General features: G+C 72.9%; 20 protein-coding genes. 16 read left to right on the top strand and 4 right to left on the bottom strand.

Going from position 1 to position 20226, the window contains the following annotated elements; genetic code table 11:
• Position 1: 1 nt before the first annotated feature.
• From AB0J67_RS00685 to AB0J67_RS00665, 5 genes are read left to right on the top strand one after another with little or no spacing between them, the layout of a single operon-like run.
• Positions 2-577, top strand: coding sequence for a hypothetical protein (locus AB0J67_RS00685; RefSeq protein WP_363474758.1), 576 nt, complete (start codon positions 2-4; stop codon positions 575-577).
• Positions 578-623: 46 nt separating this feature from the next.
• The gene (locus AB0J67_RS00680) at positions 624-1382 is read left to right on the top strand and encodes a DUF5947 family protein (RefSeq protein WP_363474756.1); all 759 of its coding nucleotides are present in this window, start codon (positions 624-626) and stop codon (positions 1380-1382) included.
• Positions 1375-2046 carry a DUF6084 family protein gene (locus AB0J67_RS00675; protein WP_363474754.1) on the top strand — a complete coding sequence of 224 codons (672 nt, stop codon included), beginning with the start codon at positions 1375-1377 and terminating at the stop codon, positions 2044-2046. The genes AB0J67_RS00680 and AB0J67_RS00675 overlap by 8 nt, the downstream gene beginning before the upstream one ends.
• Positions 2028-3440 carry a hypothetical protein gene (locus tag AB0J67_RS00670; RefSeq protein ID WP_363474752.1) on the top strand — a complete coding sequence of 471 codons (1413 nt, stop codon included), beginning with the start codon at positions 2028-2030 and terminating at the stop codon, positions 3438-3440. Before AB0J67_RS00675 ends, AB0J67_RS00670 begins: the two co-directional genes overlap by 19 nt.
• The gene (locus tag AB0J67_RS00665) at positions 3437-4102 is read left to right on the top strand and encodes a hydrogenase maturation protease (protein WP_363474750.1); all 666 of its coding nucleotides are present in this window, start codon (positions 3437-3439) and stop codon (positions 4100-4102) included. Before AB0J67_RS00670 ends, AB0J67_RS00665 begins: the two co-directional genes overlap by 4 nt.
• Positions 4103-4284: 182 nt before the next feature.
• On the opposite strand, the gene AB0J67_RS00660 is transcribed toward AB0J67_RS00665, so the two are convergent.
• Together AB0J67_RS00660 and AB0J67_RS00655 are read right to left on the bottom strand one after the other, a co-directional pair.
• The gene (locus tag AB0J67_RS00660; RefSeq protein WP_363474748.1) at positions 4285-4758 is read right to left on the bottom strand and encodes a DUF5994 family protein; all 474 of its coding nucleotides are present in this window, start codon (positions 4756-4758) and stop codon (positions 4285-4287) included.
• Entirely contained in the window at positions 4755-5456 is a 702-nt protein-coding gene (locus AB0J67_RS00655; protein WP_363474746.1) for a nuclear transport factor 2 family protein, read from the bottom strand. The genes AB0J67_RS00660 and AB0J67_RS00655 overlap by 4 nt, the downstream gene beginning before the upstream one ends.
• A 385-nt stretch (positions 5457-5841) precedes the next feature.
• On the opposite strand from AB0J67_RS00655, the gene AB0J67_RS00650 reads away from it, so the two are divergent.
• The 4 genes from AB0J67_RS00650 to hypE are packed head-to-tail and all read left to right on the top strand — an operon-like array spanning position 5842 to position 8682.
• Entirely contained in the window at positions 5842-6186 is a 345-nt protein-coding gene (locus tag AB0J67_RS00650) for a hydrogenase maturation nickel metallochaperone HypA (RefSeq protein ID WP_363474744.1), read from the top strand.
• A 4-nt stretch (positions 6187-6190) separates the two neighbouring features.
• Positions 6191-6463: a HypC/HybG/HupF family hydrogenase formation chaperone gene (locus AB0J67_RS00645; RefSeq protein ID WP_363474742.1), complete on the top strand. Its 273-nt coding sequence runs from the start codon at positions 6191-6193 to the stop codon at positions 6461-6463.
• Positions 6464-6475: 12 nt separating this feature from the next.
• Positions 6476-7603, top strand: a complete 1128-nt coding sequence (gene hypD / locus AB0J67_RS00640; RefSeq protein ID WP_363474740.1) for a hydrogenase formation protein HypD — start codon at positions 6476-6478, stop codon at positions 7601-7603.
• Positions 7600-8682 carry a hydrogenase expression/formation protein HypE gene (gene hypE, locus AB0J67_RS00635; RefSeq protein WP_363474738.1) on the top strand — a complete coding sequence of 361 codons (1083 nt, stop codon included), beginning with the start codon at positions 7600-7602 and terminating at the stop codon, positions 8680-8682. The genes hypD and hypE overlap by 4 nt, the downstream gene beginning before the upstream one ends.
• 230 nt (positions 8683-8912) lie before the next feature.
• On the opposite strand, the gene AB0J67_RS00630 is transcribed toward hypE, so the two are convergent.
• Positions 8913-9770, bottom strand: coding sequence for an alpha/beta hydrolase (locus AB0J67_RS00630; protein ID WP_363474736.1), 858 nt, complete (start codon positions 9768-9770; stop codon positions 8913-8915).
• A gap of 128 nt (positions 9771-9898) precedes the next feature.
• Here AB0J67_RS00630 and AB0J67_RS00625 point away from each other — a divergent pair, with 128 nt between their 5' ends.
• Genes AB0J67_RS00625 through AB0J67_RS00615 form a run of 3 tightly spaced genes read left to right on the top strand, consistent with a single transcriptional unit; the run spans position 9899 to position 12158 of the window.
• The gene (locus tag AB0J67_RS00625; RefSeq protein ID WP_363474734.1) at positions 9899-10294 is read left to right on the top strand and encodes a DNA-binding protein; all 396 of its coding nucleotides are present in this window, start codon (positions 9899-9901) and stop codon (positions 10292-10294) included.
• Positions 10291-11556 carry a PEP/pyruvate-binding domain-containing protein gene (locus AB0J67_RS00620; protein WP_363474732.1) on the top strand — a complete coding sequence of 422 codons (1266 nt, stop codon included), beginning with the start codon at positions 10291-10293 and terminating at the stop codon, positions 11554-11556. The genes AB0J67_RS00625 and AB0J67_RS00620 overlap by 4 nt, the downstream gene beginning before the upstream one ends.
• Positions 11556-12158: a transcriptional regulator gene (locus AB0J67_RS00615; protein WP_363474730.1), complete on the top strand. Its 603-nt coding sequence runs from the start codon at positions 11556-11558 to the stop codon at positions 12156-12158. Before AB0J67_RS00620 ends, AB0J67_RS00615 begins: the two co-directional genes overlap by 1 nt.
• A gap of 649 nt (positions 12159-12807) precedes the next feature.
• Here AB0J67_RS00615 and AB0J67_RS00610 read toward each other — a convergent pair.
• Positions 12808-14295 (bottom strand): DUF4419 domain-containing protein, encoded by a 1488-nt coding sequence (locus tag AB0J67_RS00610; protein WP_363474728.1) that lies wholly within the window; start codon positions 14293-14295, stop codon positions 12808-12810.
• An 87-nt stretch (positions 14296-14382) separates the two neighbouring features.
• Here AB0J67_RS00610 and AB0J67_RS00605 point away from each other — a divergent pair, with 87 nt between their 5' ends.
• From AB0J67_RS00605 to AB0J67_RS00590, 4 genes are all read left to right on the top strand, one after another.
• Positions 14383-15411: a LacI family DNA-binding transcriptional regulator gene (locus tag AB0J67_RS00605; RefSeq protein ID WP_363474726.1), complete on the top strand. Its 1029-nt coding sequence runs from the start codon at positions 14383-14385 to the stop codon at positions 15409-15411.
• Positions 15412-15739: 328 nt separating this feature from the next.
• The gene (locus tag AB0J67_RS00600; RefSeq protein ID WP_363474724.1) at positions 15740-17638 is read left to right on the top strand and encodes an RICIN domain-containing protein; all 1899 of its coding nucleotides are present in this window, start codon (positions 15740-15742) and stop codon (positions 17636-17638) included.
• A complete protein-coding gene (locus AB0J67_RS00595; RefSeq protein WP_363474722.1) occupies positions 17635-19848 on the top strand; it encodes an RICIN domain-containing protein in 2214 nt (737 codons plus the stop codon). The genes AB0J67_RS00600 and AB0J67_RS00595 overlap by 4 nt, the downstream gene beginning before the upstream one ends.
• A gap of 190 nt (positions 19849-20038) precedes the next feature.
• Positions 20039-20206 (top strand): hypothetical protein, encoded by a 168-nt coding sequence (locus tag AB0J67_RS00590; RefSeq protein ID WP_363474720.1) that lies wholly within the window; start codon positions 20039-20041, stop codon positions 20204-20206.
• Positions 20207-20226: the final 20 nt, after the last annotated feature.

Here is a 20226-nt window from a genome sequence, read left to right as displayed (position 1 = left end):
GATGGGCGAACAACACTCGGACCGGGTGCTCGAACTCGACCCGCACTCGGTCGGCGTACGCGTGGAGGGGCTGCTCGCCGAGGTGGAGAGCGCGGGTGGCCAGGCCGCCCGCACCGCCGCTGACGGGGTGGTCCGCGAGCTGCTGCACCTCAACGAGGCCGGGCTGGCCCGGCTGCTGGACGGCCTGGTCACCGTGCCCGGCGTGACCGAGGAGCTGCGCGTGCTCGCCGAGGACGAGCTGGTCGGCGGGCTGCTCGCGCTCTACGGCCTGCACCCGGTGCCGATCGAGGAGCGGGTGCTGGTCGCCCTCGACCGGGCCCGCCGCCGGCTGGGCCGCGAGTTCACGCTGCTCGACGTGGACGCCGCGGGCACCGCCCGGATCGGGATGGCCGCAGGTTGCGGCAGCGGCTGCGGCAGCGGCGCCGAGGCGGTCAGCGAGACGGTGTGCTCGCTGGTCCAGCAGGCCGCACCGGAGATCGTCGAGGTGGTCGTGGAGGAGGCACCGCCCGCGCCGCCGCTGCTGCAGATCGGGCTGCCGTCGGCCGCCCCGGCCGCCCCGACCGGCGTGCGCGCGTGAGCCGCCCGATCGCGCCGCCGGGCCCCGGCCGCGGCGAGGAGCACGCGTGAGCGCGATCCTGCGGCGGTACCTGGCCGCGCCGCCCGCCGCACCCGCGCGGGCGGCGCCGGAACGCTGCGAGCTGTGCGCGGTGCCGATCCCGGCCGAGCACGACCACCTGGCGGACGTGCTCAACCGCTCGCTGCCCTGCGCCTGCCAGGCCTGCTACCTGCTCTTCGTCCCAGGCCCGGCGTCCGCGACCGGAGCCGCATCATGGCCCGCCGCCGCTCCGGCCGCGCCCGAGGGCCGGGTCACCGACGGCCCTGGGGCCGGTGCCGCAGGCGCGGACGGGCCGCCGGTCCGGCGGTTCGTCGCGGTGCCGCGGGAGCACGTGGCGCTGCCGGACTTCCCGCTGTCCGAGGCGGACTGGTCCGCGCTGGACGTGCCGGTGCGGCTGGCGTTCGTGTTCGTCGACAGCGCGCTCGGGCGGCCGGTGGCGCTCTACCCGAGCCCGGCGGGCGCGGCCGAGTCGCAGCTGCCGCCGCAGGTGTGGGAGAAGCTGCTGGCCCGGCACCCGTACACGGCGGCGCTGCCTGCCGACGTCATGGCGCTGCTGGTGCACGCCGGGCCGGACGGGCCGCAGTGCCACGCGGTCCCGATCGACGCCTGCTACCGGCTGGTGGGGCTGGTGCGCACGCTGTGGCGGGGCTTCGACGGCGGGCAGGAGGCGCGGGCCGCGATCGACGGGTTCCTCGCCGGGGTGCGCGAGCGCGCCGTGCCCGCACCGGTCCCGGTGGCCGCCGGGTCGGCGGTGGCCGGTGGCTGAGCTGGCCTTCTCCTGCCTGGACGTGCGCCCGCAGCCCTGGGCGGCCGCGCCGACGCTGCGGTTCCGGCTGGGCGTCACCGCGCCGGAGGGCGTACGCGTGCACGCGCTGGTGCTCAGCTGCCAGCTGCGCATCGACCCCCGCGCCCGGCAGTACTCGCCCGCCGAGGCAGGCGGCCTGGACTGCGTGTTCGGCGCGCCGGAGCGCTGGGCGACCAGCATGCAGGCGCTGCACTTCGCCACGGTCGCCGCGACGGTGCCCGGCTTCTCCGGCCGCACCGAGTACGACCTGATGGTGCCCTGCACCTACGACCTCGAACCGGGGCTGGGCAAGTACCTGCACGCGCTGGCCGAGGGCACGGTGCCGATGACGATCCTGTTCAGCGGCACCATGTTCACCGCGCCGGGGCCGGGCGACGCGGACGGCGTGCGGGTGGGGCGCGTGCCGTGGGACCGCGAGGCGGCGTACGCGCTGCCCGTGGCGGTGTGGCGCGAGCTGATGGACCTCTACTTCCCCGGCGCGGCCTGGCTGCGGCTGCGCCGCGACACCGTCGACGCGCTGCTGCGCCACCAGGCCCGCCACGCCATCCCCACCGCCGACGAGGCGCTGGCCGGCCTGCTCACCCGCCTGCCCGAGGAGGAGCCCCGGTGTCCGACACCACGGTGACCGACCCGTTCGCCCACGCCCGCGCGGTCGCCGACGCCGTGCTCTACGAGGGCTACCTGCTGTACCCCTACCGCGCGTCGGCCGCGAAGAACCGGCTGCGCTGGCAGTTCGGGGTGCTGGTGCCGCCCGCGTACGCCGACGACGCGCTCGGCGAGCACACCTGGTGCCAGACCCAGCTGCTGGTCGAGCCGCAGATCGGCGCCCGGCTGCACTGGCGGCTGCGCTTCCTGCAGGCGCAGACCCGCACCGTCGAGCGCGCCACCGGCGACGGCTGGCAGGAGGTCGCCGAGGCCGAGGCGGACGGCGTGGCGTACCTGCACTTCGACGAGACCGTCGAGCAGTCCGTGGACCTCGTGCTCGCCCCCGCCGACCTGGTCGGCGCGACCGAGCACACCGAGCCCTTCGCCGTCCCCGGCGGCGTCGACCTCGAACAGGTCACCGGCTCCCTGCGCCTGCGCCGCACCCGCAACCCGCTGCACGGCGAGCTGCGCCTCCGGGCCGAGCTGCTGCCCGGCCCGTACGGCCTGCTCCGCCTCACCGCCACCGTCACCAACCACACCGAAGCAAGGAAGGGCACCTTCTTATCGCTTTCCGTAGAGGAAGGGCACCTTCCTAACGCCGAAGGCGGTCCTGCGCTGGAGCGGCCGGAGGCGCTGCGGCACTCGCTGATCGCGGCGCACAGCGTGTTCGCGGTGACCGAGGGCGCGTTCGTGTCGCTGCTGGACCCGCCCGAGTGGGCGATGCCCGCGGTGCGCGACTGCCACCACGTCCGCACCTGGCCGGTGCTGCTGGGGCCGGAGGGCAGCCGCGACGTGATGCTGTCCGCGCCGGTGATCCTGTACGACCACCCGGCCGTCGCGCCGGAGAGCCCCGGTGACATGTTCGACTCCACCGAGATCGACGAGCTGCTGGTGCTGCGTACCCTCACCCTCACCGACGAGGAGAAGGCGCAGGTGCGGGCGACCGACGCGCGGGGCCGCGCGGTGCTCGGCCGGGCCGAGACGCTGCCGCCGGAGCTGTTCGAGCGGCTGCACGGCGCGATCCGGCAGCTGCGCCCGGCCCCGGAGGCGGATGTCTTCGCCACCGACCGGCCCTGGTGGGACCCGGGCGCGGACGCCTCGGTGAACCCGGAGGCGGACACCGTGGTCATCGACGGCGTCGCGGTGGGGCGGGGGAGCCGGGTGCGGCTGCATCCGGGCACCGGCCGGCGCAGCGACGCGCAGGACATGTTCCTGGCCGGCCGGGTCGCCACCGTGCGGGCCGTGCTGCGCGACGTGGACGGCGCGACGCACCTGGCGGTGACGCTGGACGACGATCCGGGCGTCGACCTGCAGGTCCTGCAGGGACGCTTCCGCTACTTCGCCCCCGAGGAGGTCACGGTGGTGTCGGCATGAGCAGGCCGGAGCTGGTCGTGGAGGTGGCCGGTCCGGTCGCGCCGCGGCGGGTGCTGTTCGCCGGGCTGGGCAACGTCTTCCTGGGCGACGACGGCTTCGGCGTGGCGGTCGCGCAGCGGCTGGCGGCCGAGCCGTGCCCGGCGTGGGCGCGGCTGGCCGACTACGGCATCCGCGGCGTGCACCTGGCGTACGACCTGATGGCCGGCTACGACGCGACGGTGCTGATCGACGTGGACTGCCGGGGCGACGCGCCGGGCACGGTGCGGCTGCTGGAGATCAGCGCCGCCGACCGGGCGCAGCGGCGGGCCGACGCCGGGCCGGTGCTGGTGGACCCGCACGGCATGCAGCCGCAGCGGGTGCTGGACCTGCTGGACAGCTGTGGCAGCGCGCCCGGCCGGGTGCTGCTGGTCGGCTGCGAGCCGCTGGACCTGAGCGAGCGGATGGGGCTGAGCCCGCCGGTCGCGGCGGCGGTGGCGACCGCCGCGGCGCTGGTGCGCGAGTTGTGGGCGGCGGGCCACGCCGCGCTGTCCGGCGCCGAGCCGCTGCCCGCCGAGCTGCTCGCCGCGGAGCCCGCGTCACCGGTCGCGGCCGGCGCGGCCGCGGCGCTCGACGAGGAGACCGCTTCGCTGCTCGGTGAGGAAACGGAGGGGGTGAGGGTATGAAGCTCAAGCAGGTGGTGACGGGGCTGGTCGCGGCCGGGGTGGTCGCGGTGCTGGTCCGCACGTTCCCGGACATGAAGCGCTACTTCAAGATCCGCAACATGTGAGCAGTGCGCGTGGCGACGGGGCCGCCGACCGTGTGCATCCGGCGGCGGCCCCGTCGCACAGGGCGCGCAGACGTCCCGTCAGCGAGGGGACGCGTGGGCCTCTTCCACGGCGGGCATGATGTGCGGCGCGGCGACCCGGTTGCCGGTCTGCGCCGCCTGCAGCATCGCCTTGGCGGCCAGGTCCCACGAGGTCTGCGGCGCCACCACGAGCAGGTCCACCCGCTGCCCGTCCGCGCAGAGCGCGGTCAGCAGGCTCGCGGGCTGGCTGGCGTGGTAGTCGATCCCGATCCGGCGACCGCCGACGTGCAGCTCGGCCGGCTGGGGATGCCAGCCGGCGTCGCCGAGCGACAGGCCGACGACCGGCCCGTGGATCTCGTCGATGGCCATGACAAGCCCGGGCAGCTCCTCGGCGGGATCGGCGGAGTACGGCCACCAGCCGCCGTCGAGCAACCCGGCGCCGCCGCGCGTGTGCTGCAGGCGCAGCCGCTGCGCGCGCTGCGCGGATCCGGGCACCAGGCCCATCAGGTCGGGTGCGCCGACGTGCGGCTTCATGAGTCCTGTCCTTCCGTGGGCGCCGCCGGGGCGGCGGCGGGCAGCGCGCCGGGCTCCGTGGTGACGTTCCAGTGCTCCACGACCATGCCCCGGTCGACCCGGAACAGGTCGTAGAACACGCGCGGCGCGTGCCGCACGGTCCCGGTGGACACGGTCAGCACGAACTCGCCGTCGGCGAGGGTCAGGTGCCGGCGCTCGTACGCCGTGCCGGGCGCCTGCCAGGCGGCGGCGAGCGCCTTCACGCCGTTGTCGACGAGCGGGTCGTGCTGGATCAGGTTCGCCACGAAGAAGTGCTTGAGCCGGTCGTGCTTGCGGCCGACGACGATCGTGTCGATCAGGTAGCCGATGAGCCTGCCGTTGCGGGCGCCCTGCTGCGGCCGCGTGACGTCGGCGGGGCCGTCGGTCTGGCCGTTGCCGCTCGCGGTCCGGGCGACGACCGCCTGGTGGGCGGCCCAGTGCTCGGCGAGCCGGCCGTCGTCGATGCGGAACACGTCGAACCCGGCGCGGGCCACGCCGGCGTCGTCGTGGACGCCGTGCACCGCGACCAGGTCGCCTTCGGTCAGTACGCGTACGGTGCGGGCGTTGAAGCCCGGGCCGAGCGCGGCCACGAGCCGGCGCGCCTCGGCGCCGTCGGAGCCGCGGTGCGGCGGGTCGGGATGCCAGTACGCGGGCATCGTCATGGTGGCGGTGTTCGTCATTCTTCGCTCCTGGGCCCTTGTCGCCAGAGCCGGTCGAGCCGCCGTCTCCGTGAGCGGAGAGCGTCACGACGCCGCGAAGCCCCGGGCGGGGGCCGACGCGTCGGTATTGCGCCTGCGTGGCGCGCCATCGCCGACCCCGACCAGTAGGGCGGTAAAGAAATCGACGATTCTGGATCTTGGTTCCAGTCTACCCTCCCCGCGTGGGCGCGGCGCTCGCCGCCGCCTGTGCCGTGCGGCACCGCGCCGCCTCCCGCCGCCGGACACCCGCCTCGCGACCAGGTGATCCGGCCGCGACAACCGGGCCGCGGGCGCCAGGGAAAGTCGCTCCGCCTCGTTTCCGCAGCGGTCGCCGCCGCGTTGGGTAAACGGGATAAAGGAGGCAGAAATGCATGAAATTGGACTGTGCGAGAGCATCCTGGGGGCGGTCACCCAGCGTGCCGAGGGCCGGCAGGTCAACCGGGTGAAGGTGCGCATCGGCGTCCGGCACGGCGTGGCCGAGCCGGCGCTCAAGCAGGGCTTCGCGCTCGTCGCGACGGGCACGACCGCGGACGGCGCGGAGATCGACATGGTGAGCGTGCCGGCCCACGTCGCGTGCTCGGCCTGCGGCCGCCACGAGCAGTCCATGGACATGCTGCCGGTCTGCGCGCACTGCGGCAGCGCCGACGTGGTGGTCACCGGCGGCGACGACCTGATCCTCGAGGAACTGCACCTCGTCGACCTGAGGGCCTGAGCGTATGTGCCTCGGCATTCCCGGCGAGGTCGTGGAGATCATGACCGACCGGCCGGACCTGGCGCAGGTGGACGTCAGCGGCGTCCGCCGCGCCATCAACATCGGGCTGCTGGAGCCCGGTGAGGTCAGCGAGGGCGACTGGGTGCTCATCCACGTCGGCTTCGCACTATCCAAGATCGACGAGGCGGAGGCGCGGGCCGCGATGGACTTCCTGAAGAGCATCGGCAACGCGTACGCCGACGAGCTGGCCGCGCTGCAGAGCTCGAAGATCGACTGAAGGGTCAAAGCGATGCGTTTCGTGGACGAGTTCCGTGACGCGGAACAGGCGCGGGCGCTTGCCGCCCGGATCGCCGCCCGCTGCGAGCCGGGCCGCACCTACAAGTTCATGGAGGTGTGCGGCGGGCACACGCACACCATCTACCAGCACGGGCTGGAGGACTACCTGCCCGAGCAGGTGGAGCTGGTGCACGGGCCGGGCTGCCCGGTCTGCGTCATCCCGATGGGCCGCGTCGACGACGCCATCGCCATCGCGCGGCGGCCCGAGGTCATCCTGACCTCGTTCGGCGACATGATGCGGGTGCCCGGCGGGGACGGCTCCTTCCTGGACGCCAAGGCCGCCGGCGCCGACATCCGCATGGTGTACTCCCCGCTGGACGCGCTGAAGATCGCCCGCCAGCACCCGGACCGGCAGGTCGTCTTCATGGCGATCGGGTTCGAGACCACGGCGCCGTCCACCGCGGTCACCGTGCTGCGGGCCAAGGCGGAGGGCCTGTCCAACTTCTCCGTCTTCTGCAACCACGTCACCATCATCCCGGCGATCAAGGCCATCCTGGACTCGCCCGACCAGCGCCTCGACGGCTTCCTCGGCCCCGGCCACGTGTCCACCGTGATCGGCTGCGAGCCGTACCGGTTCATCGCCGAGCAGTACGCCAAGCCGCTGGTCGTCGCCGGGTTCGAGCCGCTGGACATCCTGCACTCGATCGACATGCTGCTCGCGCAGCTCGCCGATGGCCGCTGCGAGGTGGAGAACCAGTACAGCCGGGTCGTGCCCTGGGACGGCAACACCACCGCGCTCAAGGTGCTCGGCGACGTGCTGGAACTGCGCCCGTTCTTCGAGTGGCGGGGCCTGGGCTTCATCTCCCACTCCGCGCTGAAGCTGACCGAGGCGTACGCCGACTTCGACGCCGAGCGCCGGTTCGACGTGCCGGGCGTACGCGTCGCCGACCCGCAGTCCTGCCAGTGCGGCGAGGTGCTCAAGGGCGTGCTCAAACCGTGGGAGTGCAAGGTGTTCGGCACCGCCTGCACACCCGAGACGCCCATCGGCACCTGCATGGTCTCGCCCGAGGGCGCCTGCGCGGCGTACTACAACTTCGGCCGGTTCCGCCGGCAGCGGCTGCTGCAGGTGACCTCCCGGTGAGCGCGGAGATCACCGAGGAGCTGGTCATGGACCGGGTCGCCCGCGCCCGGCGGGCCCGCGCCCGGGTGCGCGAGGAGCGGCTCACCATGGCCCACGGCGCCGGCGGCAAGGCCACGCAGAGCCTGGTCGAGGCGGTGTTCCTGGAGGCCTTCGACAACCCGCAGCTCGCCGCGCTCGACGACGCGGCGGCGCTGACCGTGGCGGGCGCGCGGCTGGCCTTCACCACCGACGCGTACGTCGTCTCGCCGCTGTTCTTCCCCGGCGGCGACATCGGCGAGCTCGCCGTCAACGGCACGGTCAACGACCTGGCCGTGGCGGGCGCGCGGCCGCTCTACCTGTCCGCCGGGTTCATCCTGGAGGAGGGCTTCCCGGTGGCCGACCTGACCCGCATCGTCGCCTCGATGGCGGCCGCGGCGCAGGCCGCCGGGGTGCGCATCGTCGCCGGGGACACCAAGGTCGTCCGGCGCGGGCAGGCCGACGGGTGCTACATCACCACCGCCGGGGTGGGCGTACGCGAGCGCGACGCCGAGCTGACCGTCGGCAACGCCCGGCCCGGTGACGTGGTGCTGGTGTCCGGGCCGGTCGGCGACCACGGGATGACCGTCCTGATCGCCCGCGGCGACCTCGACCTGGAGGTCGACCTGAGCAGCGACACCGCGCCGCTGCACGAGCTGACCGCGGTGCTCCTGGATGCGGCCGGGGCGGGCGTACGCGGCATGCGCGACGCGACCCGCGGCGGGGTGGCCACGGTGCTCAACGAGGTCGCCCGCGCGGCCGGGGTGACCATCGTGGTCGACGAGGAGTCGGTCCCGGTGCGCCCGGCGGTGCGCGGGGCGGCCGAGCTGCTCGGCATCGACCCGCTCTACGTCGCCTGCGAGGGCCGGTTCGTCGCGGTGGTCGCGCCGGAGGCCGCCGACGTGGCGCTGGCGGCGCTGCGGGCTCATCCGCTGGGGGAGCAGGCCGCGGTGATCGGCCGCGTCGACGCCGACCCGGCCGAGCTGGTGCTGCTGCGGACCCGCTTCGGCGGCACCCGCATCATGGACCTGCTCGTCGGCGACCCGCTGCCCCGCATCTGCTGAGCACCGCGGACCGAACGGGGTCCGCGCCGCCCCGTGCTGCGCGGACGTCGGCCACGCCGGCTCCGTCACGCGTAGACGTTGCCCGCGCCCGCCCGTCTTGCGTGGACGTTGGCCTATCTCATCGACTTTGATCTGCAAATGGTCGATGAGATAGGCCAACGTATATGCGAGGCGGCGTCGCCGGGCGCTCGCCGTGCCGGTTGCGCGTTCTCGGGGGCGCTCGGCCGGGGTCAGTGTGTCGTGGCGGGTGTCTCGGCGTCGAGGAAGCTGCTCACCCGGTCGACGATGCGCGGATCGCCGAGGATGCGGCGGTGCCCGAGCCCGCTGGTGATCAGCAGCTCCGATCCCGGGTACGCCGCGTGTATGCGCCGGCCGTGGCCGACCTCGACGACGTCGTCGTCCTCGTCGTGCGCGATCAGCAGCGGCACGGTCACCGACCCGGGCTCGAAGGTGCTGGAGAACCGTTCCCAGGCGTCGGCCACGCCGAGGTCGCGGACCGACCGGGTGCGCAGGTGCTCGGCCAGCGCGGGCCGTAGGCGCAGCTGCCGGCTGAACTCGGTGATCAGGTGGTCGAACTCGGCCGGTCCGCTGACCGCGACCAGGCGTCCGGCCCGGACGCCGGTGCGCAGCGCGTGGAAGGCGCACGGGACCCCGAACGAGTGGGCGACGATCGCGGTGAAGTCGCCGTGCCGCTCCTGCAGGAGGCGGATGATCCGCTCGTACTGCAGCAGGTTCGTCGAGGTGCCGCCGGAGTCGCCGTGTCCGGGCGCGTCGAAGGTGACCGGGCTCAGGCCGCGGTCGAGCAAACCGGTGATCATGCGCGAGAAGCGGGAGCCGCGCGAGCTCCACCCGTGCAGGAGCAGCACGGGCCGGCGGCCGTCGCCCCAGGCGTAGGTGGTGACCGGGACGCCGTCGAGATCCACCCGCCCGACGGTCGCGGCCGCGTGGACCGCCTGCTCTCGGGGATGGACCCGGCTGCGGCCGGCGGGCCGGAAGAAGAGCGTGTACGCGATGTGCCGCCCCAGCGGTGGGACGGCGAGCGAGGTGGCGTTGACGAGCCGGCCGGTGAGAAGTAGCGCTGCCTTCATGACGGCAGCGTAGCAATAATAAAACCGATCGGTCGGTTAGTTATGTCACTCTACAAGGGACGCGACGTCGCCGCGGCGGCATCAACAAGATGTTGACAAACAGATTGTTGAAACGGCATGCTGACGCCATGAGTGGATCATCGGCGGATCGGGCCGCCGCGGAGGCCGAGAGCCGGGCGCGCGCCCGGCTGACCGAGCGCGGCGGTGACGGCCTGCCCCGGCTGCCGTGGCTGGCCGACGGGCAGCCGCACGACGCCGTCACGCTGCTCCGCCAGGTGCTGTGGCGCGCCGCCACCGACCGGTCCGCACTGGAGCTGCCCGAGGACCTGCTCGCCGCGATGACCCTGCTCGCGGCGGCGCGCGCCGAGCTGGACCAGCTGGAGGCGGGCCTGCTGTTCGTGGGCCGGGCCGAGGGGCTGACCTGGGCGCAGATCGCCGAGGCGCTGGGCCTGCGGACCGCGCAGGCGGCTCAGCAGCGCAGCGAGCGGGTGACCGCGCGGCTCACCGGGGACGGCGACGCGTGAGCGCAGCAGGTGCCGTGGTGCCGCTGGCGGAGGCTGGTCCGGGCTGCGGGGGCAAGGCCGCGGCGCTCGCGGTGCTGATGCGCGACGGGCTGCCCGTGCCGGACGGGTTCGTGGTCACCGGCCCGGCCGACCCGTCGGTGATCGCGGCGGGACTGCGACGGCTGCGCCCGGGAGCGTTCGCGGTGAGGTCGTCAGGGGTCGGGGAGGACTCCGCGGCGGCCTCCTTCGCCGGTCAGCTGGACACGGTGCTCGGCGTCCGGGGCACGGCCGAGGTGCTGGCCGCGATCCAGCGATGCGCGGCGTCGGCCGGCACGTCACGGGCACGGTCCTATCGGGAGCGGCTGGGTCTGGGTGACGGGACCGGCGTGCCGGTGCTCGTACAGGAGCTGGTGGCGGCCGAGCGATCCGGGGTGCTGTTCACCCGCGACCCCCGCGACGGCGCGGACACCATGGTGATCAACGCGTCGTGGGGGCTGGGCGAGTCCGTCGTCTCCGGAGCCGTCGTACCGGATCAGATCACCGTGTCGCGCGGCGGCGGGGTGGAGGTGTCCGTCGGCGGCAAGCACACCCGGCTCGACCTCGGCCCCGACGGCCTGACCCGCACCGATGTCCCGGAGCCGGACCGGGTCGGCGGCTGCCTGAGCCCCACCGTGATCGCACGGCTCGTGAAGCTGGGGCGGCGCTGCGAGGAGATCTTCGGCGCGCCCCAGGACGTCGAGTGGGCGGAGTGCGGCGGGCGCATCTGGGTGCTGCAGTCCCGCCCGATCACGGCCCTCACCGCCACGCCCGCGAGCGCCCCGCGCGCGGAACATGTCCCGGCTACCGACCTGCCGGACGCAGAAGCCACCCGGGTCACGGGCTTGCTGGACCGCGGCTCCACATTGGTCACGGGCCGGCCGGGCGGGGAACCCTCCTTCTCCGCCCTGGTCAGGGGTGTGCCGAGCAGTCCGGGTCAGGCCCGCGGCCCCGCCCGGCTGGTGTGGTCCGTCGACGACTTCTCGCGGGTACGCCCCGGCGACGTGCTCGTCTGCCGCACCACCGACCCGGCGTGGACGCCGCTGTTCCGGCTCGCCGCCGCCGTCGTCACCGAGACCGGCGGGCTGCTCAGCCACGCGGCGATCGTCGCGCGCGAGTACCGCATCCCGGCGATCGTGGGCGCCGCCGGCGCCCTGTCCCGGCTGACCGACGGCGCGGACGTCGCCGTCGACGGCACCCGCGGCACCGTCACCGCGGCACACACCCGACCCGAGAGGCAGCGCTGATGCACCCGTCGCCCACCGATCTGCTGGTGCTGCACGCGGTCCGGCTGAAGGGCTTCGCCGACACCGACGCCGTCGCCGCGCGCTTCGCCCTCGACGCGGCCCAGACCCACGAGGAACTGCTCGACGCCGAGGCGTACGGGTGGGTCACCCGGTCCGCGTTCGCCGACCTGACCGGCTGGTCGCTCACCGAGGCAGGCCGCCGGCAGAACGAGGCGCGGCTGCGCGAGGAGCTCGACCGGGTCGGCGCCCGCGCCGCCGTCGTCGCCGTACACGACGCGTTCCTGCCGCTCAACACGCAGGCGGCGCACGCGTTCACGGCGTGGCAGCTCGGGTCCGCCGACCCGGGCACGGCGGCCGCCCCGCCGTCGAGCGGCGGGGTGCCGGACTGGCTCGACGAGCTCGCGCACAGCCTGCACCAGCTCGAACCACGGCTGACCGCGCACCTGGACCGGTTCGGCGGCTATCACCGCCGGTTCGCCGCCGCACTGGCGAGGGCGGGGGAGGACCGGGCCTGGATCACGGGCATGGAGGTCGACTCGTGCCACCGGATCTGGTTCGAGCTGCACGAGGACCTCATCGCCTCGCTGAACCTGTCCCGGTAGGCGTTCGTACCTCGGGTGAATCCCGCCGCGCGCGTCCGCCCCACGAAGCGAAGCTCTCGACGCGCCGTGCAAAGCCGGACATCGATCACCTAAACATCCGTTGCACGATATGTATCGGTCACCGTAATATCTGCGGATGGGGCTGTCGCGCAGGAATCTCGTGATGGGAGCGCTCGGTGCGACCGCGGCGGCAGGCGGCCTGTTCGCCGCCTGCCGCGGCACGCCCGGACCGGTGCTGCCGGTGCTGCCCGTGCCGGCCGGCCACCGTCCCGGCTACCTCTTGGCCGCCTACCGCGCGGCCGATCCGTTCACCGGCGACGGCGGGCCCTGGCAGGTGCTCGACCCGGTGACCGGCGGCTACGCCGGCATCGCGGGCCATGTCGTCGCGTGCTCACCGGACCTGCGCCTGGTGCTGGTGTTCGAGTACGGCGACGGGGCGCGCGTGCACGGCACCGCCGACGGCAGGGTCGTCCACGACTTCGGCCGCGGTGACCTGGTGCCCCTGGGCTGGTCGCCCGACGGCAGGCACATCGTGCTCGCCGAGGCCACGTGGCACGAGCACGTGGTTTCCGGTTTCCCGGGCCGACGTACGAGATCCGCCTCGGCGCGGCCGCCGCCGCGTCCCCGGCCGTGCCCGCGTTCTGACGGTTCAGCCGCCGGACGGGGACGGGAGCCGGGACAGCCGGCCCGTCTCCAGGCGGGTGATGTCGCCGCCGCCGTCCATCGCGGTCGCGAGCAGCAGCGCCAGCGAGGTGCCGTACACCGGGACGTCGGCCGGATCGTCCGCCAGGTCCCACCGGTCGGCGGCGTCCCGCCGGACGGCGCGGCAGATCACCCAGTGCGTCGTCTGTGCGACGTGGTCGGGCAGCGCGGCGAGGTAGCGCCCGTCACCCAGCTCGGCGACCGCGATGAGCCAGTGGCCCGACCCGGTCCGGATGCCTCGGTCCACGTCGGCGGGCAGGATCCGCCACCCGCCGTCGAACAGCGTCGCCGACCCGATCCGGTGGTAGAGGGCGGCCAGCTCGGCCGGCCCGGCGGGGGTGTTGCCGAGCGGGGGCGTGGTCTGGTGCTCGCACACGAGCCGGTCGAGCACGTCGTCAATCTCGACGGCTGCCGGGGTGAGGCACCACCCGGCGACCGGGCGCAGCGCTCCGTCGCCGTCCTGGGTCACCGCGACGAGGCCGCCATGCAGGGCCACCGCCCGGTGCTCGCCCGCCACCGCGTCGGTGACGTTGACGATGACCCGGGAGAGCAGGGCCGGTGCGTCGGCAGAGGCGATACCGGCGGTACCCGGGGAGTGCCCGCGCTTCTGCCGCGGTGGGTGCAGCGGCAGCGCCAGCAGCGGATTCGGCCGGGTCACGGTGCCCCCGTCCGCGAGGTACGGGTACAGCCGCGCGGCCCAGCCGGTGACCATGTCGCCGCCGCAGTCGGCCGCCGGGTGGTAGATGCGCCGCCAGAACGCGACGTCGACGTCGCCCGAGGCCGCGCGCACGAACTGGTCGGCGATCGGCGCCAGCGAACGGCACCACTGCTCCAGGCCCAGGGCGGCGATCGCGTCCACCCGGGCGCGGATCCGCCGCCAGTCGTCGACGGTGCCGGTCAGCGTGATCGACGGGATGCCGCAGATGAAGTCCAGCCACAGCGAGAAGTACGGCGCGTACGCCTCGAGCAGCACGATCCGTCCCGCGATCCGGTCCTCGTCGGTGCTGGTGGAGAAGTCGCAGTCGAACAGCTCGGCGTCGGCGACCTCGGCCGCGAGCAGCTTCTGGAACCGCCCGGACAGGTCGCGCCACGCGTGCGCGCCGTGCGGCATCGGGCCGTCGACGGTCACGGTGAGCCGCTTGCGTCCGGTGTGGTGGACCAGCAGCGGGCGCAGCTCCTCGGCGTGCAGGCGGATGTGCCGGGCGACGCCCTGCGCGATGGTCAGCCACACCGCGTCCGGCGACAGCACCAGCGGCCGGTGCTCGGCGAAGGCGCGCCCGACCGCGCTGAGCAGCGGATGCACCCCGTCCGAAGCGAGCACGGGCAGGGCCGGATCGCCGCCGACGGCCAGCGCGTCCGGCCACAGGCCGGCCAGCGGCACGGTCGGCAGCGCCTCGGCGGCCGGGGTGACGTCGTCGACCTGGAAGGTGACCATGGCGGGCACCCTATCGCCGGCCCGGCGATGGCGTGTTCGCTCACGGGTCCTTACGCTCCGTGGCGGCTACGGGTATCGTGTGCGGCCATGCCTAGGACGGTCGGGGTACGGGCCACGGTACGCGACATCGCCGCGGAGACGGGTCTGTCGATCGCGACGGTGTCCCGCGTGCTCAACGGCGCCGGCAACGTCGCGCCGCACACGCGTGACCTGGTGCTGCAGGCGGTGCAGCGGCGGGGCGACAAGGCCCCGCTGCGCCGGGGCGAGCACCCGCCCGCGACCGGCGCCGTCTTCGTGCGCTGCCCGTACGTGCTGACCGACTACTTCGGCCTGATCGTCAGCTCGATCGCGGAGACCATCGAGCTGCACGGCCGGCAGATGGTGCTCAACGCGGGCGAGGCAGCGCAGTCCGTCGCGGTGCTGCCCGGTCTGGCCGAGCGCCCCGGCATCGCGGGCGCCATCATGATCCTGCCGCCGGACCCGCCCGAGCACCTGGTGCAGCTGCGCGACCAGCAGTTCCCGTTCGTGGTGATCGATCCGCGCACGCAGCCGCCGAAGGACGTGGTGACGGTGTCCGCGGCGCACTTCGCCGGTGCCCGGCGGCTGATGTCGCACCTGGTGGAGCTGGGCCACCGCCGGGTCGGCATCATCGGCGGACCGCCGGAGTGGCTGGCCAACGACGCCCGCATGGCCGGGTACGTGGCGCCGCTGGCCGACGCCGGGGTGCTGCCCACGCCGGAGCTGGTGCGGCACGTCAACGAGCCGAACACGGAGAACGGCTACCGGGCGGCGGGGGAGTTGCTGGACCTGCCGCAGCGGCCGACGGCGCTGGTGGCGTTCAACGACAAGATGGCGGTCGGCGCGTTGGCCGCGGCGGCCGAGCGCGGGCTGCGCGTGCCGCAGGACCTGTCGATCGCGGGCTTCGACGACATCGACGTCAGCCGGGCGACGACGCCGATGCTGACCACGGTGCGCCAGCCGCTGCAGGAGATGGGCCGGATGGCGGTGACCATGCTGATGCGTCTGCTGGACCGGCACACGCTGGAGGCGGTGCACGTCTCGCTCGGCACCGAACTGGTCATCCGCGACTCGACCGCGCCCGCCGCCGCGCACTGACTCGATCTTTGAAGCGCCAGGCAGAGCGCTTGTTTCATTTTGTTCCAATGAAACACCGGTGTTTGATGGTGTCTTTCTCGGACATTGCCAACCCTTGACAGGCAAGAAAGCTTTATGTTTCATTGCTGTCAACGGTTCCGTCGATCATTTTGTTACATCAGTTACATCGACGGTTCTGGGTACCGAGGAACATCCGGGCCGGGTAAGCGGGAGCCCCACCGCCACCCGGCCCGCCCACAGCCCCACGCGATCGGTCACGACGCGCCCCCTCTCACGCGGCGCGCCCGGCGGATACGCGTGCCACCTCGTGTCGAAAGGAGGGTCCCGCGTGCTCCGTCCTCGATCAGGCTGGACCACCGCCGTCGCGATCACCGCCACCGCCGCCACCGCCTTGCTGGTGGGCGGCTCGGTGATCGCCCAGCCCGCGCTGGCCGCCAACGAACCGGTGAGCGTCTGGCTCACCACCACCTCCGACTCCGGCGGGCGCACCGTCACCCGCGGCCTGCAGCAGCAGGCGAACATCGCCTTCGGCCCCGCGGGCGGCAGCGCCAACCACACCGTCACCGTCAACGAAGGCACCACATACCAGCAGTTCGAGGGCGGTGGCGCGTCCATCACGGACACCACGGCCTACCTGCTGCGCGGCGGCCCGATCAGCGCGGCCACCCGCGACCAGGTGATGAGCAAGCTGTTCTCGCCGACCGACGGCATCGGCCTGTCGTTCGTGCGCAACCCGATCGGCGCCTCGGACCTGTCCCGGCCCGGCATGATCTCGCTCGACGACACCTGCTGCAACCTCAACGACTTCGGCAGCAACGGCTACGACACCAACGTCCGGCTGCTGACCCAGCAGGCCAAGAACCTCAACCCCGCCCTGCGCATCAAGGGCGTGCCGTGGAGCGCGCCGGGCTGGATGAAGGACAACGGCCGGATGGACCAGATGGGCTGGCTCAAGGCCGAGTACTACGGGATGTACGCGCAGTACCTGGTCAAGTACATCCAGAGCTACCAGGCGATCGGCGTGCCGATCAACTACATCTCGGTGCAGAACGAGCCCAACTGCTGCCAGGCGGGCAACCCGACCGCGATGAACTACCCGGGCATGAGCTGGAACTCCTCCGGCCTGATCGAGCTCACCAAGAACCACGTCTACCCGGCGTTCCGCGCCGCGGGCATCACCACCAAGGTGCTGGTGCACGACTGGAACTACGGCGACTACGCCAGCATGAGCGCGCCGATCCTGGCCGACGCCGGCGTCCGCAACGACCCGCTGTTCGGCGGCATCGCCTGGCACGGCTACTTCGGCGACCCGGCCGTCGGCACCCAGGTCCGCAACCAGTACCCGGCGGTCAAGCAGTTCAGCACCGAGCACTCCGGCGGCACCTGGATCGCCAACCAGCACAACGAGGACATGGCCGACATCGTCAACTATGCCCGCAACTGGAGCGGCAGCCTGGTCAAGTGGAGCCTGGCGCTCAACCAGAACATGGGCCCGCACAACGGCGGCTGCGGCACCTGCACCGGCCTGATCACGGTGCAGGAGGGCGGCTCCCGGGCCGGCCAGGTCGACTACACCATCGAGTACTACACCACCGGCCACCTGACCAAGTTCGTCACGCCGGGGGCGTACCGGATCGACTCGACCGCCAACGGCACCGTGCAGAACGTGGCCTGGAAGAACCCGAACGGCTCCAAGGCGCTGATCGCGCACAACGGCGGCACCTCGGCGCAGTCGGTCCGCGTCAACTGGGGCAACCAGTCCTTCGTTTACACCCTGCCCGCGCGTACCACCGCGACGTTCACCTGGTCGGGCACGCCCGGCAGCGGCGGGGGCGGCGGCACCGGCACCAGCCCGATCACCGGCCTGGGCGGCAAGTGCGTCGACGTGGCCGGGGCGGCGACCGCCAACGGCACCGCGATCCAGCTCTACGGCTGCAACGGCACCGGCGCCCAGTCCTGGACCCGTGACTCCAGCGGGCGGCTCAGCTCGCTCGGCAAGTGCATGGACATCGCCGGGCCGAGCGCGGCCAACGGCACCCTGGTGCACCTGTGGGACTGCCACACCGGCACCTCGCAGAAGTGGACCTACAACAGCTCCACGCAGCAGTTCGTGAACCAGTACTCGGGCACCTGCCTCGACGTGAAGGACAACACCTCCGCCGACGGCACCCGCCTGCAGATCTGGAGCTGCACCACGGGCGCGAACCAGAAGTGGAGCTTCTCGTGAGGCGCCGGGCGATCGTGTCGGCGCTGACCGCGTCGGTGCTGGCGAGCGTGGGCGTGGCCGTGGTGGTCGTGCTCGGCGCGCCGTCGGCGCAGGCGGCGATCACGCCGGGCACCACGTACACGGTGGTCAGCAAGGCCAGCGGCAAGTGCGTGGACGCGCGGTCGGCGGCCACCGCCAACGGCACCGCGGTGCAGCAGTACACCTGCAACGGCACCACGGCGCAGCAGTGGCGGTTCGACTCGACCAGCGGCGGCTACTTCCGCGTCGGCGTCGGCCCGAACGTCAACCAGGTGTGGGACGTCTCCAACGTCTCCACCGCCGACAACGCCGCGATCCACCTGTGGCTCTACGGCGGCGGCAACAACCAGCAGTGGCAGGCGGTGCAGGAGGCCGACGGGGCGTACCACTTCGTCAGCCGGCACAGCGGCAAGTGCCTCGACGTGCCGGCGGCCTCCACCGCCGACAGCGTGCAGCTGGTCCAGTACACCTGCAACGGAACGGGAGCGCAGTCATTCTTCCTCACCCCGGTCGGCGGCCCGCAGCCGTCGCCCAGCACCGTGCCGCCTAACCCGAACAACCCCGACCTCGGCCCGAACGTGCGCATCTTCGACCCGTCGATGTCGGCCTCGACCATCCAGTCCCAGCTCAACAGCGTGTTCAGCGGGCAGGAGACCAACCAGTTCGGCTCGCAGCGCTACGCGCTGATGTTCAAGCCGGGCAGCTACAACGTCAACGTCAACGTCGGCTTCTACACGCAGGTCCTCGGCCTGGGCTTCTCCCCGGACGCGGTGAACATCAACGGCTCGGTGCACGTGGAGGCCGACTGGTTCCCGCCGAACAACGCCACCCAGAATTTCTGGCGCGGGGCGGAGAACCTGTCGGTGACCCCGAACGGCGGCACCGACCGCTGGGCCGTGTCGCAGGCGGCGCCCTACCGGCGCATGCACGTGCGCGGCAACCTGCTGCTCGACGACGGCGGCTGGGCCAGCGGCGGCTGGTTCTCCGACGTCAAGATCGACGGTCAGGTGAACTCGGGCAGCCAGCAGCAGTGGATCTCGCGCAACTCGCAGTTCGGCAGCTGGACCGGCTCGAACTGGAACATGGTGTTCGTCGGCACCTCCGGCGCGCCGGGCAACACGTTCCCGAGCCCGCCGTACACCAACGTCGGCGCGACGCCGACGGTGCGCGAGAAGCCGTTCCTGTACGTCGACAGCCAGGGCGCGTACCAGGTGTTCGTGCCCGCGCTGCGGGCCAACAGCACCGGCACCACCTGGGCGGCCGGCACCCCGGCGGGCACCTCGCTGCCGATCGGCCAGTTCCACATCGTCAAGGCCGGCGCCACCGCGGCCTCCATCAACGCCGCGCTCGCGGCCGGGCAGAACCTGCTGTTCACGCCCGGCGTCTACCACATCAACGACACCATCCGGATCACCCGGCCCGACACCGTCGTGCTGGGCCTGGGCCTGGCCACCATCATCCCGGACAACGGGGTCATGGCGATGTCGGTCGCCGACGTGGACGGCGTGAAGGTCGCCGGCATCCTCATCGACGCGGGCACCACGAACTCGTCCGTGCTGATGCAGGTCGGCCCGGCGGGCTCCAGCGCGAGCCACGCGGCCAACCCGACCTCGCTGCACGACGTGTTCTTCCGCATCGGCGGCGCGGGCGTCGGCAAGGCGACCACCAGCCTGGTCGTCAACAGCCACCACGTGATCGGCGACCACACCTGGATCTGGCGCGCCGACCACGGCTCCGGCGTCGGGTGGAACACCAACACCGCCGACACCGGGCTGGTCGTCAACGGCGACAACATCACGTTCTACGGCCTGTTCGTCGAGCACTACCAGAAGTACCAGGTGATCTGGAACGGCAACGGCGGGCGGACCTACTTCTTCCAGAACGAGATGCCCTACGACCCGCCGAACCAGGCGGCCTGGATGAACGGGTCCACCCGCGGCTACGCGGCGTACAAGGTGGCCAACACCGTGACGTCGCATCAGGCGTGGGGGCTGGGCAGCTACTGCTACTTCAACGTCAACCCCTCGGTGGTCGCCGACCGGGCCTTCGAGGTCCCGACCAGCGGCACCACGTTCCGCAACATGGTCACCGTCTCGCTCGGCGGCAACGGCACCATCAGCCGGGTGATCAACAACACCGGCGGCACGGCGAACTCGGCCAACACCGTCGTGAACCTGGTCGTCGGCCCGTAGGGCAGGCGGCACGGAAAACCACCCCGGCCGTCCGGCGCGAGCGATGCCCGGACGGCCGCGGGAGGCGGGCAGCCGCCTTCCGAGGGACCGAGCCCCCGGTGCACCGCGGCGGCGGTGCGCCGGGACCGGTCGATCCCGTCCTGACAGGCAACTCGGCACCACCTACATATCCCAGCTCTGGAGGAAGTCCATGAGTCCTGCAACATCCGGCGCCCGGCGCCGCCTCCTCAGGGTCGCGGGCCCGCTGCTCGCGGCCACCCTCGTCCTCGGCACCGCCGCTTGCGGTGGCGGTGACGATCCTGCCGCTCCCGGTGGCAAGGTCAAGCTGACCATCGCGACGTTCGGTGAGTTCGGGTGAAAGGAAGTGCGTATGGTAGG

Source organism: Catellatospora sp. NPDC049609, assembly GCF_040675365.1.
Lineage (GTDB): Bacteria > Actinomycetota > Actinomycetes > Mycobacteriales > Micromonosporaceae > Catellatospora.
This window is presented reverse-complemented; position numbering and strand designations above follow the sequence as displayed.

What these genes read in the sequence shown, in the direction of transcription:
- AB0J67_RS00685 (WP_363474758.1), top strand. Translation starts at nt 2, where the DNA reads ATGGGCGAACAACACTCGGACCGGGTGCTCGAACTCGACCCGCACTCG.
- AB0J67_RS00665 (WP_363474750.1), top strand. Translation starts at nt 3,437, where the DNA reads ATGAGCAGGCCGGAGCTGGTCGTGGAGGTGGCCGGTCCGGTCGCGCCG.
- AB0J67_RS00660 (WP_363474748.1), bottom strand. Translation starts at nt 4,758, where the DNA reads ATGAAGCCGCACGTCGGCGCACCCGACCTGATGGGCCTGGTGCCCGGA.
- AB0J67_RS00655 (WP_363474746.1), bottom strand. Translation starts at nt 5,456, where the DNA reads ATGACGAACACCGCCACCATGACGATGCCCGCGTACTGGCATCCCGAC.
- AB0J67_RS00650 (WP_363474744.1), top strand. Translation starts at nt 5,842, where the DNA reads ATGCATGAAATTGGACTGTGCGAGAGCATCCTGGGGGCGGTCACCCAG.
- AB0J67_RS00645 (WP_363474742.1), top strand. Translation starts at nt 6,191, where the DNA reads ATGTGCCTCGGCATTCCCGGCGAGGTCGTGGAGATCATGACCGACCGG.
- hypD (WP_363474740.1), top strand. Translation starts at nt 6,476, where the DNA reads ATGCGTTTCGTGGACGAGTTCCGTGACGCGGAACAGGCGCGGGCGCTT.
- AB0J67_RS00630 (WP_363474736.1), bottom strand. Translation starts at nt 9,770, where the DNA reads ATGAAGGCAGCGCTACTTCTCACCGGCCGGCTCGTCAACGCCACCTCG.
- AB0J67_RS00625 (WP_363474734.1), top strand. Translation starts at nt 9,899, where the DNA reads ATGAGTGGATCATCGGCGGATCGGGCCGCCGCGGAGGCCGAGAGCCGG.
- AB0J67_RS00615 (WP_363474730.1), top strand. Translation starts at nt 11,556, where the DNA reads ATGCACCCGTCGCCCACCGATCTGCTGGTGCTGCACGCGGTCCGGCTG.
- AB0J67_RS00610 (WP_363474728.1), bottom strand. Translation starts at nt 14,295, where the DNA reads ATGGTCACCTTCCAGGTCGACGACGTCACCCCGGCCGCCGAGGCGCTG.
- AB0J67_RS00605 (WP_363474726.1), top strand. Translation starts at nt 14,383, where the DNA reads ATGCCTAGGACGGTCGGGGTACGGGCCACGGTACGCGACATCGCCGCG.
- AB0J67_RS00590 (WP_363474720.1), top strand. Translation starts at nt 20,039, where the DNA reads ATGAGTCCTGCAACATCCGGCGCCCGGCGCCGCCTCCTCAGGGTCGCG.